Annotated in this window: 1 protein-coding gene and 1 pseudogene; both read left to right on the forward strand. The window is 74.3% G+C overall.

The window, feature by feature from the left end; translation table 11 throughout:
• Positions 1 to 840: hypothetical protein (locus HTZ82_RS00115; RefSeq protein ID WP_175407160.1), on the forward strand; the 840-nt coding region annotated here is incomplete at its 5' end.
• 104 nt (positions 841 to 944) lie between these two features.
• Positions 945 to 2,167: pseudogene (locus HTZ82_RS00120) on the forward strand (hypothetical protein); the annotation flags it as partial.

The raw sequence follows: 2,167 nt of genomic DNA on the forward strand, positions 1-2,167 counted from the left end.
CCCGGATCCGCACACGGCGCCGTCACCCCCGCCGACGCCGCCGACGCCGCCCGGCTCGTCTCCTTCGGCCTCCAGCCCAAGCTGCTGCCCGCCCGTGACGCCGAGTACGCCGAACTGCTCCGCCGCTACCGAGACGACCCGGCGTTCGCCCGGCTCGCCGACGCCGTCGCCACCGGCCTCGGCCTCGTCGTCCTGGAGGTCTCCCCGCGCGCCGGCATGGCCGTCACCGCCGACGAGGACTCCGTCTTCGCCGTCCGCATGGGCGACTACGCCCGCCGCGCCTCCACCGACGCCGCCGACCGGTTCCTGCACGGCCTCGCCCACCTCGCCGTCGCCGCCCTGGCGTTCCCGCGCCCCGAGGACCTCGCCGACGACACGTACATCGGCCGCATCAGCGTCAACGGCGTCGACGCCTTCGTACGCCAGGCCTGCCGCCGCCTGGAGGAGCGCGCCGAGGAATCCGGCGAGAACACCGACCCGGCGACCGACGCACCCGGCCTCGAAGCCGCCTGGCGCGTCTACACCCGCCGCAGCGCCACCGGCGCCACCAAGGACGCCCGCCGCCTCGCAGGCTCCACCACCGGCATCATCGGCAAGGCCGTCGCCTTCCTCACCGACTCCGGCTTCCTCCAGCGCACCGGCGACGACGCCGGCGGCACCTACCGCACCACCGCCCGCTACCAGCTCCAGGTCCGGGACATGGCCGGGAGCGCCGCCATGGCCGAACTCCTCGACCTAGGCGTCGTCCCCGTCTCCGACGGCTCCGCCACGCTCCTCCCGCCGCCCGAGGGCGACGATCTGGAACTGGCCGCCGACGCCGGACTCCCCTTCCACGCCTGACCGAGGGGCCCAGGCTCCGCCGCCCCTCGGAAGAACACCCAAGAACAACAACACCGCAGAACACCGCAGAACACCCCAAGCCGCAACTACGAGAGTCCGCCGCCATGTACGAGCTGTCCCGGGTCCGCCTCTACTCCATCGGACCCGCCGGTGCCCGCTACGCCGACACCGTGCTGGACCTGCGCGGAGTGGGCGCGCCCGTGCCCCACCCCGCACCCACCCAGGCGGAGTTCTTCGAGGACGAGCCCGTCGGCCCGCCGCGCCGCCCCGCGCCGGCCGGCGTGCTCTTCCTGGAGAACGGCGGCGGCAAGTCCGTCCTCCTCAAGCTGATCTTCTCGGTGATGCTCCCCGGCCACCGCAACACGCTCGGCGGCGCCAGCTCCGGCGTGCTCCGCAAGTTCCTGCTCGCCGACGACTGCGGCCACGTCGCCCTGGAGTGGCAGCACACCCTCACCGGCGAACTCGTCGTCGTCGGCAAGGTCAGCGAGTGGCGCGGCCGCCAGGTCTCCAACGACCCCCGCAAGTTCGCCGAGGCCTGGTACTCCTTCCGCCCCGGCCCGGGACTCAGCCTCGACAACCTTCCCGTCGCCGAGTCCACCGCCGTGCGCGCGCCCGCCGAGGGAGCCTCCGGCGCGCAGGGCCGCCGCCGCACCATGAAGGGCTTCCGCGACGCGCTCACCGAGGCAGGCAAGGCCTACCCGCACCTGGAGGTGTACTGGGAGGAGATCCACGACCGCTGGAACGAGCACCTCGGCGACCTCGGTCTCGACCCCGAACTCTTCCGCTACCAGCGTGAGATGAACGCCGACGAGGGCGAGGCCGCCGGCCTCTTCGCGGTCAAGAAGGACTCCGACTTCACCGACCTCCTCCTGCGCGCCGTCACCGACACGCGCGACACGGACGGCCTCGCCGACCTCGTCAGCGGCTTCGGCAACAAACTCGGCCGCCGCGCCGAACTCACCGCCGAACGCGACTTCACGGCGGGCTCCGTCGACCTCCTCGGCCGCATCGTCGAGGCCGCCGACACCCGGGCACGCGCCCGCGACATCCACACCGCCGCCGAACGCCGCACCCGCGCCCTCGCCCGCCGCCTGTCCGCCCGCGCCGCCGAGGAACGCGGCCGCGCAGCCGAACTCGCCCAGCAGGTCACCACGGCCGCCCACGCCGTCACCGAGGCGGAGCAGGCGCGCGCCCACAGCTCCCTCATCGCGGCCGAACTGGCCTACCGGCACGCCTCCCTGGCCCTCGCCGCCGCCGAGAAGGGCGCCGCCGCCCAGCGCCGCGAACTGTCCGACGCGCGCACACTGCACGCCGCCTGGCAGGCCGC

The sequence above is a fragment of the Streptomyces sp. TRM64462 genome (assembly GCF_013362995.1).
GTDB lineage: Bacteria > Actinomycetota > Actinomycetes > Streptomycetales > Streptomycetaceae > Streptomyces.